The organism is Psychromonas saccharinae (assembly GCF_051201515.1).
Lineage (GTDB): Bacteria > Pseudomonadota > Gammaproteobacteria > Enterobacterales > Psychromonadaceae > Psychromonas.
The window spans coordinates 3,502,097-3,515,355 of the sequence record NZ_CP195153.1; the positions used below are offsets into that span (position 1 = coordinate 3,502,097).

The window sequence follows — 13,259 nt, forward strand, 5'->3', positions numbered from 1 at the left end:
AGACCGGCCAACGTTAATTAACGTTGGCCTTTTTTATCCTCTCCCATTATCAATCGATACAATTAACCACTGCTTCGTAACCATTCCCATCCGAAGCTGCCACAAATGTCAGATAATTATGAATACTGTCCAAACTATCTTCATGGTAATGCGATACATATAACAATTGACTCAAGTTTTCTCGCGCGATCAACTCCAATGAATTTTTGACTAGGCGTCGACCTAGGTAATCCAAACCTTGATAAGGTTCATCAACAATCAATAAACTGGGGTGTTTTACAATCGCTCTCGCTATCAATAATAACCGTTGTTGGCCATAGGCAAGTTGTTTAAACGTTGTTCTTGCAAATTGGCTCATATGCAAAATACCTAACCATTCCTGTGCAATACTTTTTTCTTGCGGTGTAGGTTGTTGGTAAAGACCGATAGAATCATAAAATCCCGATAAAATAACATCTAATGCACTGCAATTAACCCGATATTGCAAATGTAATGCCGATGACACCATGCCGATATTTTTCTTAATATCCCAAATCGTTTCACCGGTTCCGCGTTGTCTGCCAAATATCTGAATATCATTACTATAACATTGTGGATGATCGCCAAAGATCAGACCGAGTAAGGTACTTTTCCCACAACCATTGGGCCCTTTAACTTGCCAATGTTCACCTTTATTTATACGCCAATTGACCCCAGAAAAAATAGTTTGATCGCCATAGGCGACACGGCCATCTGTTAATTCAAAAATAGGATTATTAAATGGAGATGAATGATGATGCTTTTGAATTAATGCAATCATCTGATCACTTTGCTCGACTGACTGTGCTTTAATTTGCGCAATAATAGGATGATTATCCCATGCAACCTTGTCCATTTGACTTACTAATTGACCCTGTGTAAATAAAGCCACTTTTTCGACCCATTCAGGCATTTCAGTTTCGCGGGAAACAATCACTAACATTTGTACTTGCTTCGATAACGTTTGTAAATAAACAGCTAGCGATTGTCTATGTTCAACATCTAACCCAGCATAAGGTTCATCTAACACTAAAAAGTCAGGTTTTATTGCCAATGCGCGTGCTAACATTAAACGTCGTGTTTCACCCGTTGACAACATACGAAAACCACTATTTTTCAATCCAATAAGATCTAACTCTTCAAGCAGTCTTTCGGTCAATGCTGGATCTTCACATTGCTGATAAATAAGTGAATAAACGCTGCTGCCATGGTCAATTTTATCCATAAAGTCGGTATCATTTTTAGCAAGTTCTTGATCCAATAAGCGTTGTTGTTCACCTAATGATACCTGTGCAATACTACCAGCAGTTTTAACGACTTTTCCCGTATCGGTTTCAAATTCACCAGAAAGTAAATCCGCAATTAATGAACCGATATCTCCTTCTGTTGAAAAAACGCCCCAGGGCTGCGCGTCTTCAATAATCCAATTTTCAATATTAAGAGTAAAAGCAGACTGCTCCGCTTGTAATGTTGTAAATTTAATTTCCATAGTGGCTTACCTAATAAATAACGAATATTACTGCTGATGATGAACGGGCCAAAAATGCACCGCATAGCGAAAGGCGACATACGCAACGATGCAAGTGGCAATCACTAATTCAAATACGGCTAAATACGATGTCAATGACACTAACTGCGGCGACGCCCCTTGGTGTAATAAAAACGCACTGGCTTTAAATAGCGCAATAGCACTAATAACAACGGGGAATGTAAAAGCTGAAAATGCGGGAATAAACGCCAATTTAACTAACTTTATTAACCTTAAATACACAAAAAGAGTCATTAAAATAGCTAACATCAGGAGTCCCCACACCATTAAATAATTTGCTTGCTCGACCCAATATAAATAGCTAATCAATAATAAACTCGGTGGCGCAGCAAGGATCGCAAATAAAGGTTTTTCACCATTAGCCAGTGCCCCCATAAAAAATAATCGATATAACACCAGAGGTAATAAAATCGCGTAGGCAATAAAAGCAAAATAGATTAATAACGAGGAGAAACTAGGTGGCAATCCTCCAGGATGTGTAATAACGGCTAGCACAAGCCCAATCGGCGGAATAAACCAACTGGGAAGCACATCAACAAGCCTAAAGTCTTTGATACGATAAAAGATGAAACACACAAAAAAATAGACGTGTAATAAAATAGCGAAATAACAGATTGTTTCCCCCACTTTAAAAGCATAAAGGGATATATTGTCTCCGATAAGCATCATAGCCATGGTATAAGTTGGGGCAACACTACCTGCAATAACATGGGCTAAATCTCGTTTTAATAACGCCAAATTCAGTATAAATTTAACCAGTAGTAGTATTAGCAGAACACTTGCGATCACCGTTCCAATGAATTGCACGCCCCCACCAGCGCCAATAAACACATCCCATGCGCCAGCTAAACTAACGATAGCGAGAGCTAATCCGGATAATGCAATAGGTAGGCGACATAGATAATTATTTATCGATTTAAAGGTATTAATCACAACAATCTCTTCATTACTTTTATTAAGGTCGTTATTATATAAAACACTATACATCAGCTGATAAGAGATATTAATGAATATCACCTTAAAACAATTACAGGTTTTTATTTGTATTACTCAGGAAAAAACCATCACAGCTGCCGCTAAAAAACTATTTATGAGCAAACCAGCCGTCAGCATGGCACTGGCAGAACTTGAAAAACAATTAAATTACAAACTATTCGAACGTAAACACAGTCGTTTAATTCTCAATGAATGGGGAAAACAATTATTACCACTGGCCGATGAACAGTTAGAACACAGTAAAAATATTAGCCGTCTTTTTGAGCAACAAACCACGAGCGATGTCACCCTGAGAATTGGCTCAAGCAATACGATTGGTAATCACATCACCCCTTTTCTAATTGCCGACTTTAGAAAAAAAACTCAGCTGGTTAATCAATCTCTCCAAATCGATAACAGCAGTACGATCTGCGAACACATTAAAGAATATGAAATCGATATCGCATTAATCGAAGGTTATAACTTTGATAATCAACTGATGCTAACCCGTTGGTTACAGGACGAAATGCTCGTACTTTGTAACAGTGACCATCCTCTTACCCAGAAAGAAAACATTAACTGGCAAGATTTAGAAAATCAAGAGTGGATATTACGAGAATCTGGTTCAGGAACGCGTGAATTTTTCCTAAAAAACATTGGGGAAAAACTAACAAATTACCATATCACCCTAGAGCTTAATACCACGGAAGCGATTATTAACTCAACCACCGCAGGGTTAGGTATTACCTGTATTTCCAAATTAGCCGCACGTCACGCATTAAAAGACCAACGGTTAATGCAACTTAACCTTGCTCCAGAAATGCAGCTCGATATGTCTCGCAACTATTGGTTAGTATGCCATAAAGACAGATATCAAGGATTATTACTGCAACAGTTCATTCAGTTTACCCTTAACTGGCACCTCCCTTTTTAAGCAAAAAAATACCCACTAGCGCGACACTAATGGGTATTATCTATCAGCAAGACGCCATCGTTTTTATTTTAAAAACGGGGTATTCGTTGTGACATTTAAGTTCTGCGCACGATTTCGTAATAGATGATCTAACAATGTAATTGCCATTTGTGCTTCAGCAATCGGCACGGCACGAATACCGACACAGGGATCATGACGTCCTTTTGTGATCATTTCCGTTGCTTCACCATCGGTCGTAATTGTTTTTCCCGGGATAGTTAAACTAGAAGTCGGTTTTAATGCAATATGAGCAATAATATCCTGACCCGTTGAAATGCCACCAAGGATCCCTCCCGCATGATTAGATAAAAAGCCATCCGGTGTCATCTCATCGCGGTGTTCAGTTCCTTTTTGATTCGCAACCGCAAAACCATCACCAATTTCAACGCCCTTCACCGCATTAATACTCATTAAAGAATGCGCAAGCTCGGCATCTAAGCGATCAAAAACAGGCTCACCTAAACCAACGGGTACACCTGAAGCCACAACAGAAACCTTAGCGCCAACTGAATTACCTTCCTTAATTAAAGCTTTCATATAGGCTTCAAGATCCGCTAACTTAGTTGCATCGGGGAAGAAAAATGGATTATTTTCCACTTCATCCCAGTCAATTGACTCCGGCGTAATATCGCCAAGCTGACTTAAATAACCATGAATTTCAATACCGTATTGTTCTTTCAAATACTTTTTAGCAATCGCCCCTGCAGCAACTCGCATTGCGGTTTCACGAGCAGAAGAACGGCCACCACCACGATAATCACGGTGTCCATATTTCTGATGGTAGGTGTAATCAGCATGCCCCGGGCGGAACAGATCTTTAATTGCTGAGTAATCCTTTGAACGTTGGTCTGTATTCTCGATTAATAAACCGATACTGCACCCCGTTGTTTTTCCTTCAAATACACCCGAGAGAATTTTTACTTGATCACCTTCTTGGCGCATCGTCGTATAACGAGATTGTCCTGGACGACGTCGGTCTAAATCAGCTTGAAGATCTGCTTCGCAAATTGCTAAGTTAGGTGGAATACCATCAACAATGCAACCTAATGCTGCACCGTGACTTTCTCCAAATGTAGTCACTTTAAAAAGTTGACCAATACTGCTTCCCGCCATAATTATTTCCCGTCTATTACTCTATAACTAAAATTTATACTTTAATCTCATCAAGCTGTGCTTTGGTTAACACAAACACACCGTGCCCACCCTGTGCAAATTCAATCCATTCAAATGGAATATGCGGATAAGCTGCCTGCAGATGAACCTGAGAATTACCTACTTCAACAAATAATAACCCATTTTCATTCAAACGGTCACCCGCCTGCTTCAACATTTTTCGTACTAGATCTAAACCATCAAATCCCGATGCCAATCCTAACTCTGGCTCATGTCTAAATTCATCGGGTAAATTATCCATATCTTCCTGATCCACATAGGGTGGATTAGACACGATCAAATCATATTTTTGATCTGCCACTCCCGAGAAAAGATCCGAATAAATTGGTGTTACCTGTTGTTCGACACCATGGCCTTGAATATTAATTTCTGCCACTTCTAAGGCATCATCGGAAATATCAACGGCATCAACTTCCGCTTCTGGAAAGGCATAGGCACAGGCAATCGCAATACAACCACTGCCCGTACAAAGATCTAAAATTCTTAATGGTGATGTTTGTAACCAAGGTTCGAAACTTGCGTTGATAAGCTCTGCAAAAGGAGAACGAGGCACCAAAGTACGTTCATCAACATAAAATTCCAGCCCAGCAAACCAAGCAGTATTAGTGATATAAGCAACGGGAATACGTAACTCAATACGTTTAACAATTAATTCCACCAGCATTTCGCGTTCACGTCGAGTTAAGCGCGTATTATAAATTTCACTATCGCAACTCAATGGTAAATTAAGCGATGGCATAATCAAACGCAACGCATCATCAATCGCATTATCAGCACCGTGCCCATAAAATAAACCAGCTCGATTAAACTCCGTTGTCGCCCAACGTATCATATCTTGGATGGTACGCAGCTCGTTTACAGCTTCATCACTAAAAATCGTATCCAACTTATTCTCCAATTAAGGTAAACTGCACCTATTTCACATTTATAAAACGACTCGGCTTGCAGTATTGCTTCAAATCGATTGCAACTATTTAGGAAAAACCATGACCGATAAAAACCAAGATGATGATTTTTCTCTCTTTAGTGCAGAATTTTCAGGTATCAAAAAAATAAAGCAGGATACCATAAAATTGCCCACGAAAAACATCAAGAAGAAGCAGTTCACCAAGCAAGTCATAGAAACAGGATTTGAAACCGATCATTTCTCCGATGGCTTTGAACCACACCTTGCTGAAGAAGGGCCCGTTCGATACATTCGCCAAGACGCACAAAAGTACCTGATCAAACAACTCCGTCGCGGTGACTTTGCCCCTGAAATCATTTTAGATCTGCATGGTTTAACCCAAGAAGAAGCCAAACGAGAACTCGGCGCTTTAATCGCCTGTTGTAAAAAAGAAGGATTATATTGCTGTAGTGTTATGCACGGTGTCGGCAAACATGTCCTCAAGAAACAAGTGCCTTTATGGTTAGCTCAACATCCTGATATTTTAGCCTTTCACCAAGCCCCTTTAGAATTTGGCGGTCACGGTGCATTATTAGTATTAGTTGAGCTCGAAGATTGGCAAATGAAGCGCGAGTACGAAAAATAATATAGTGGAGCTCTTCATCGATAGCCACTATATCTAAACTCCGGATGCGGCTACTGACAAATATAGCCGCATTGCTATTATTTTATTTTCGAGGCCCAGTCGGTGCCTCTTCAAGGGAAATATAACCATCATTATTCTTATCAAGATAGTTAAATTGTGCTTTATTGCCTTTAAACTCAGTGCTTGATACTTTCCCATCCCCGTTTTTATCTAATCGATTCATAAAACGATTGTTCATGGTTGAATTCTCGCGCTTTTTAACGGGCTCATTAGCAATTTTATTATGCGTTATCACACCATTGCTTTTAGCTTCGGTAAAGGTTGTTGCGACTTTTGACTTTGTTGCTGAATCACTATCTCCGCCTCTGACACTTCGGACATAATTAGTCACTCGGATCATATCACCTTGAGGGCCACGAGACATAGCTTCACCTGTTTTAGGATCGCTACGTTGGGCTCCTGCACCATGAACATCCATGATCATGTCATTCATTTTTCCTAGGGCTTTACCAAAAGCAACATAGACAGCACTACTTTCGGGTGTTGGGCCATCAAGATGCGTTGTTGAACTCCAAAAGTAAGGGTAATCTGTTTCCCCACCTTCATTAATAATCGATGAGATTTCAAAAATAGGATTAATCGCAGCTGAATGAGAGGTTTCAGGTGAACGAGTATAATCAACAATGCTTTGTAACTCTTTAGCATTCGGTAAGCGCCAATCATCATAACCACCTAATGTAAGATTCTCAGCATATTGCAATGCCTCTTCCCAATTCAATCCTTGTTGACTATCTGCCATTTGCCAAGTCAGCCCCGTCGCTTGATCGGTAATCGTTCCATCATGATTATCGACAAAATTATTTTTCCCGTAGTCCTTATTATCTCTGACAAATCGGAAATACATTTTATTGGCTTCATGAGTACGAGGATCGTATTTGGGATAACCTTTAATGCGTCCATCGACAAAATTAACACCGAATACCGTGTCATCATTTTTCATTGTTTTACCAACATACTCAGTACTACTCCAAACCTGCGCATCAATTTCACGCTCACCTTGACTGGCATCACCTAAGGGTTGTTCAAAATAGTTGGTATCAATAAAAGGCGTAATGGCTTTTTCACCTTTTACGGAGCCTGTGAATTGAATTAAAGAGTAAAGCTCTTTTATCGTCGCGATCCGCCAATCCGTATGACCAGCTAAATTAAAACTTTTTACTTTTTGTAATGCTTCATCATAACTTAATTTTTCCGTTAACCCCTGCTGCCATATCAAACCAGTCACATTATCGGTAATGGTCCCATCATGATTATCGGTATAAGAAGGTTGGTTAATATTATAGCTAGCGTCTTGGCCAAAAAAATCATCGCCGTCAACCGGTGTCGATATCACCGCATCATTACTATAGGAAATCGTTTGGCCAGTATCGACAATCGAATAATTATTTTTTGGGGTTGTTGATGTTGTTACAGCGTCGCTATTAGCATTGTTAATCACCATTAAATCTTCGCCAAAAATCACATTGCCCTGATAATTTTCACGAATAATTTTTAAACTAGCAGCTTGATCGATATCACCAGGAAGAAAGTGCGTGTAAACAAGATTAGTAACATTAGCTAAAGCGGCCATTTTACCCGAATCATCAAGGTCTAAATGGGCACGAACATGAGTATTTTTAGTACTCTTCGCATTACTTGACTTCACCTCTGATTTTTTATTTTTACGTTTATTATTCTGTCCATTGGCCATCACCATACCGCCAGAATCGATAATCATATAATCAGCATTTTTGGCCAATGCAGGTAAGTCATTTGAATAGGTTAAATCACCCGTTACGACAATAGATTGACCGTTATAATCAAAACGATAAGCAATGGTATAAATAGTATGAGGAACTTCAATGGTTGAGATTTTAATATCACCCACGCTGAAAGTATCGCCGCCTTTTATATCGGTCACCGTAAATGCTTTTTTTCGTTCATCAAGCGTACGATTGCTTTTACTTAAACGATAAACAATATCTTCTTTATATAAATCTAAATTTCCCTCGGCCAATTTACGAGTATTAGCAGGACCAAAAATAGTGAAATCATTATTTCCCATCAGACAGCCAATAAAAACAGGCACAAATTCTTCATTATGATCTAAATGATGATGGGTAAATAATAGGCTTGATAAGTTGCGAACATTAAACCCAAGCTTATGTAAATTTGCCTGTGTTCCGTTCCCCATATCCACCAAGATATTAGTGTCGCCATTAGAGATAAGCACACTCGCACTCGCCCTATTTTCATTATAAACCGGCGAACCCGATCCAATAATCGTCGCGGTTAATTGTTGTTCTGCATAAGCCGCACGCGTAAATATAGCGCTGACTATAAAAAGTTTAATTAGCATATTTTTTATCATGATCTCTGCCTATTCTATTTTTCATGAACTATTTATCACATAGAAAATACTAAGTAATAAACCTGAAGATGAATCAATACTTCATCGATAGCCAAAATTTACAGTTTTAATTTAGCGTAATCGCACAAACCGCGCATCACGGACAATAAGAGAGTCCGAATTATGCGGCTAAATAAAATAACCATATAAAACAGCACGTTAAAAACCAGGTTAGGACTTACTTTTTTTGTATTGGGTTGGTGTTAAGTCTGTTATTTTTTTAAACATGGCATTAAATGTTGATTTTGAATTGAAACCACACTCATACGCGATAGCTAATAAGGTCATCTCTTTAGCAGCTGGATCGGTCAATAACTGCTTCACCCGATTAATGCGATACTCATTAATATATAAATAAAAATTTTTATTAAGCTGTTCACTAAAAATTTGAGTTAGATAATGGCGAGGAATATGTAATTGACTAGCCAATTTATCGACGGTTAAATTAGCATCTAAATAAGGCTTTTCAGTTTGAGTATAATCTTCAAGACGTTTGAGATATTGTATTGCGCGCTCTTCCGTCAGCCCCGACCGTTCATACTTTTCTTTTTTCTCCTTCTTAATCGGTTCATCAATAGCTACTGATTCAAGTTTCTTTTCTTGTTCTTTTTCCTGTTTAAATAATTGAGTTTGCTTTAATCCGAAAAAACTCAATATAAAAATAAATCCGGTAAATGCATAACCATGTGATTGTAAAATAATCGGAAATGAAGCAAAACGCGCTAAAAAAGGGAAGGTATAGGCAACTACAAATCCATAGGTTAGCCAAATTAACCAACGTAGGGTGATTTGTGTTGTTAAGGCAGAAAATCGATTAAGTATCTCTTTGCGATGTTTCTTTAAACGCCACACCACAACACCGGAATAACAAAATAAAGAAGCCATGTTAATCAACCAAATAACCTTATTAAATGGGTTACCAACTCGACTCAATTCTGCATGCATCGGTGAGGGTTGAAATGAAATTTGAAAAAGTGTCGCCAATATAAATGGCATAAAGTGCAAGAGATAGATCGGTTTAAATTTTTTAATATCGCCCGTAACGCATTTAACGTAAAGCCACAAAAAAGGACCTAAACAAAGTTGATAGGCAAGTTTTTTATCTATGATAGGAACGGGAATATCCAACAACGCAGGGCTTAATGCTCTCGTGAGTAAAGGCATGGCAAGCATAATAATCCAAGCAATAAGAACGTAATCGCTGATTATCTTTTTTTCTTTCGAGGCAACAAAAATGATAGTAAATATAGCATGGGCTATACCGATAAATATAAACGCACTCATGAACACTCACTTACCTAATAATGTTATTAACACTCTTATTACTTTTTATTATACCTTTTGTCGCTTAATCTCATGCTTAAAAAATAGTTTGAACTCATTATTGCGAAATATTTTCTTAATTTCAGATAATTCAGCCCAAACTTACCGACAATGAAAAGATAAATATCGAGTCAATGTATCAATTATCAACCTGTTTTCTATTTATCAGGATTTAAACAACCATTAAAAATGTTGAAATATGGCTAGCAAACCCCATTAAAAAAGAAAATATTGGCACGCCGACCATACTTAATGCAATACACCCAAACATAATCATCGAGCCATATTGCGCATTCCATTGAACATATTTATAGGCATGATTTTTAGTTAAAAAGTAAGGCAGAATATAATGCCCATCGAGAGGACCAATAGGAATTAAATTAAATAACATTAAGATAATATTAATAAAAGCCAAATATTGCAGGAAAAACTGAGCACCTGCACCAGACAACCCGCCGATTTGAAATTCTAATGCAGCCACTTGTAGATTAATACATACAAATGCCAAGACCAAGTTCATCCCAGGTCCTGCAGCAGAAATCCAAAGTGATGCCTGTTTAGAATTAAAATTTCTTGGGTTAGTCGGAACGGGTTTAGCATAACCAAAACCGATCAAGGCAACCATTAATAATCCCATTGGATCAATGTGTGCAACGGGATTAATTGTTAATCGCCCCATTCGTTCTGCAGTATTATCCCCAAACATTTTAGCCGTCCAAGCATGACCAAATTCATGAAACGACAATGAAATAACAATCGCGATCAGGAGCATAATAAAAAGATCATAACGGCCTTGCATAAGTAATGAAATCATATAAACCTATTGTGTATTTTAGAAAAACGAAATATTTGTATTATGACACAAGAAACAAATACTTAATGGCTATTATGCCCCTCTATGCTGTAACAGCCAATCAAATTGTAGATTCATACTTTATATACCCGTTACCAATCAAGAAGCGTTTATCAGTCACTAGCTCGGATACCAAGGCAAGGCGTAACATGATGACCTTTCGAGCGATTAACTGCGTTAATCCTCTATCGGTAGATGTAAAAACAAGACTTTACATCTTTAATGGCTAGTCCTTATCGAATGTTATAACGCAGGATTACCATGGTTTATAAGAAACGAGCTAGTGACCCGCAGGGCAAGACGAGAGGCAAACATCTTCGTTGTTATAAAGTCTCGATTTAACCCATTAGATCTTCACCTTTATGCCTAGAATCTGCTCACCCCTCGTCTTGCTGATTTCTGCATCTTGAATGGTAACGGGTATAGACTAATTTCCAGCTTACTGTTAGCCATGCAGGTTGCGATTGGAAAGGCAAAATCAATACCGTAGTAAAGGTCTGTTGAATGAAAATGGGATATGTATTTTAAAATATATAAGGTAGTAAAGGCATATATAAGATAGTATTGAAATTAATGGAGAACTCGCCTAGTTTTTATATTAAGCGAATTGCGACATTCAGCGTTATCCCGATTTGGGGATCACTCATTAAATAATAAGGAACCAAATAAATATGTCAGGTTTAAACAACCAAGAAAACAATCCGAACAGTGAACAAAACCAGCTTAAAGCTTTACTTGAGCAACCTATTGAAGATTTACCGTTAATTTCTTTGTATCGAATTCGTTACCTAGCAACGGAGCTTTCAATGGACCCAATCGTAACACAAGTCCAAAAAATTATTGATAAACGCCAACAAGCAATGTCATAACAATTAACTCCGCCTCAATAGGGAGTTGATTAACAAAATAATCTGTAATGCGCTAGAGGCAGATTATAAACCAATATTGCTTAGGTTAATTTGTGATCCATAACGCCTCCCCTCTCTAGCGCTTGTTTATACCTCACAATGTAATACCAATCGTAATAATTATCTGATCTATTTTACTGGTTAATATTGTTTATTTCTTTGCTAAACGTTTTGTAAATAGAACGATTATTTACATCAACTTTCGTCTCGAACCAAACCATTTTCCAATACAAAATTTAGATCCTATATTTAATACAATTGGTATATTAAGCGCTTACTGCTACATACTTTAAATATTAACTCTTTTATTTTTGGCAATCTAATTAACCGGTGTTGAATCCCCAAGCACTAATTTAGAAAACGCAACGCTAGCATAATCGCCATTTTTTTTGTCTATTGCCCAATCACCGGTTCCAGAACAAGCAGTTTGAACAAAACTAGGACCATCATTCGTATTACATTCGTTATAAGCCCCAGCTTTCAGGAAGAACCAATCACCTGAATATCCCTTCGGGTTATCAAGCTCATCGACCTTACCGTAAGGGTCTACATTATTTGATAAATCAACTGAATACTTAACTTCTGGATGGCCTTCGGATTGGAAGGTTAAATACATGGTATTTTCATGAATGTTCACTTCATAGCTAAACTGTTCGCCAAGCGCAATGCCTTGTTCACCGGGATCTGCTGGGTTTTCCCAAGTGTTCCCCCAAACTGGATAAGAAATATCAATGCGATTTGGATCATTTCTCGCTAAATTACGCTCATAATTCCAAAAAACCGAACCTTTAGCTTGGTCCGGAAATTTTTTGTAATAAATTTTAAGCGGTTGATTACTCCAACCAAAGCCTTCAGGATGATCTGCAATTTTCCCCGAATGAAACTCTGCAACAACAACGGTATAGGCAGGTTGTTTTTCAGGGTAGCCCGCACTTAAAGAAACGGCATTAACTCTTAATGTTGCACTAAGCTTTCCACCAATAGCACCAAACTGGTCTGCATTTTTATTGGCAGCAAGGGCAACATTATTAGCAGGGTCATGTGTACCAATGTCAGTATTTATACCACGATTCATTTCTCGCAATTCCGAACGAGCACTGGCTAAACTACTTGTTGTGGCACCTTTATTAGGGACTGTAAAAACTAATTCGCCATTTCCATTAATATAGAAAAAATCGGGGTCTGAAAATGTTTGAAGTTCTTTTACTTTAATTTCGTCAGCTTTCCCATTTTTATCTAAATCGTAGGGCATCGTGACCTTCCAACGACTTAAATCGAAATGCTCACCTGGTATTTGTAATTCAGCACTGCTTACATTACAGCTGTAGGCAGTTAATATTCCCGTTAACCCTATCAATGAAATCAAAGATTTATTCTGTAAAATATCCTGGGTATTCATAAATATTCCTTTTAATATAAAAATTAAGTTTGAGTAAATATGCCAACCTTCACCCTTCAGTAAATTTTCAGGCGATTCCCTTACTCTATTAAATTAGAAACACCCAA

11 protein-coding genes are annotated in these 13,259 nt (G+C 38.0%); 3 read left to right on the plus strand and 8 right to left on the minus strand.

The features are described from left to right. Positions 1-49: 49 nt before the first annotated feature. A complete protein-coding gene (gene modF, locus ACR30L_RS15675) occupies positions 50-1,507 on the minus strand; it encodes a molybdate ABC transporter ATP-binding protein ModF (RefSeq protein ID WP_435235185.1) in 1,458 nt (485 codons plus the stop codon). 27 nt (positions 1,508-1,534) lie between these two features. Continuing rightward, positions 1,535-2,500, minus strand: a complete 966-nt coding sequence (locus tag ACR30L_RS15680) for a TDT family transporter (protein ID WP_435235186.1) — start codon at positions 2,498-2,500, stop codon at positions 1,535-1,537. Positions 2,501-2,573: 73 nt separating this feature from the next. Here ACR30L_RS15680 and ACR30L_RS15685 point away from each other — a divergent pair, with 73 nt between their 5' ends. Continuing rightward, positions 2,574-3,476 carry a LysR family transcriptional regulator gene (locus tag ACR30L_RS15685; RefSeq protein WP_435235187.1) on the plus strand — a complete coding sequence of 301 codons (903 nt, stop codon included), beginning with the start codon at positions 2,574-2,576 and terminating at the stop codon, positions 3,474-3,476. Between the two features lie 63 nt (positions 3,477-3,539). Here the strand turns inward: ACR30L_RS15685 and aroC are convergent, their stop codons facing one another. Together aroC and prmB are read right to left on the minus strand one after the other, a co-directional pair. Next, the gene (aroC, locus tag ACR30L_RS15690; protein ID WP_435235188.1) at positions 3,540-4,628 is read right to left on the minus strand and encodes a chorismate synthase; all 1,089 of its coding nucleotides are present in this window, start codon (positions 4,626-4,628) and stop codon (positions 3,540-3,542) included. 34 nt (positions 4,629-4,662) lie between these two features. After that, entirely contained in the window at positions 4,663-5,574 is a 912-nt protein-coding gene (gene prmB / locus ACR30L_RS15695; protein ID WP_435235189.1) for a 50S ribosomal protein L3 N(5)-glutamine methyltransferase, read from the minus strand. 100 nt (positions 5,575-5,674) lie between these two features. On the opposite strand from prmB, the gene smrB reads away from it, so the two are divergent. After that, complete coding sequence (smrB, locus tag ACR30L_RS15700; protein WP_435235190.1) at positions 5,675-6,220, plus strand: endonuclease SmrB; 546 nt, start codon at positions 5,675-5,677, stop codon at positions 6,218-6,220. Positions 6,221-6,302: 82 nt separating this feature from the next. On the opposite strand, the gene ACR30L_RS15705 is transcribed toward smrB, so the two are convergent. The 3 genes from ACR30L_RS15705 to ACR30L_RS15715 form a co-directional block, all read right to left on the minus strand. Then, on the minus strand, positions 6,303-8,630 hold the full coding sequence (locus tag ACR30L_RS15705) for an Lcl domain-containing protein (protein WP_435235191.1): 2,328 nt from the start codon (positions 8,628-8,630) through the stop codon (positions 6,303-6,305). 210 nt (positions 8,631-8,840) lie between these two features. Next, positions 8,841-9,953 (minus strand): helix-turn-helix domain-containing protein, encoded by a 1,113-nt coding sequence (locus ACR30L_RS15710; protein WP_435235192.1) that lies wholly within the window; start codon positions 9,951-9,953, stop codon positions 8,841-8,843. A 211-nt stretch (positions 9,954-10,164) separates the two neighbouring features. Further along, the gene (locus ACR30L_RS15715; RefSeq protein ID WP_435235193.1) at positions 10,165-10,806 is read right to left on the minus strand and encodes a site-2 protease family protein; all 642 of its coding nucleotides are present in this window, start codon (positions 10,804-10,806) and stop codon (positions 10,165-10,167) included. A gap of 710 nt (positions 10,807-11,516) precedes the next feature. Here ACR30L_RS15715 and ACR30L_RS15720 point away from each other — a divergent pair. Then, a complete protein-coding gene (locus tag ACR30L_RS15720) occupies positions 11,517-11,714 on the plus strand; it encodes a hypothetical protein (RefSeq protein WP_435235194.1) in 198 nt (65 codons plus the stop codon). A 358-nt stretch (positions 11,715-12,072) separates the two neighbouring features. Here the strand turns inward: ACR30L_RS15720 and ACR30L_RS15725 are convergent, their stop codons facing one another. Next, positions 12,073-13,152, minus strand: a complete 1,080-nt coding sequence (locus ACR30L_RS15725) for a polysaccharide lyase family 7 protein (protein WP_435235195.1) — start codon at positions 13,150-13,152, stop codon at positions 12,073-12,075. Between the last annotated feature and the right edge of the window lie 107 nt (positions 13,153-13,259).